Raw genomic sequence first — 241 nt, forward strand, 5'->3', positions numbered from 1 at the left:
GATGCCGACGCCAACGCCTTCGTGGAGGAGGCGGGAAAAAACTCGTCGCCCGCCTGAAGTGGGCACTTGAAAACCCCGACGCGGTCGAGACCATCGCGGCCTACGTCCGCTTCGGGCAGGAGATCCCCAAGACGCTCATCCCGCCAGAGCTGACCGACGTGGAATGGCCGATCTGGCGCGCGTTCTGGGAGCTGTCCACGGAGCGCGGCGTGGGCATGGGGCCTGGTCCGATCCCGATCTC

1 protein-coding gene is annotated in these 241 nt (G+C 66.8%); it reads left to right on the forward strand.

Features of this window, described 5'->3' with window-relative positions; genetic code table 11:
• Nucleotides 1–241, forward strand: a 241-nt coding sequence (locus tag ACRHNM_RS17935) for a phage tail assembly chaperone (protein ID WP_431137991.1), incomplete at both ends; no start/stop codon positions are given.

The sequence above is a fragment of the Psychroserpens mesophilus genome (assembly GCF_050617655.1).
Classification (GTDB): domain Bacteria; phylum Bacteroidota; class Bacteroidia; order Flavobacteriales; family Flavobacteriaceae; genus Psychroserpens; species Psychroserpens mesophilus_A.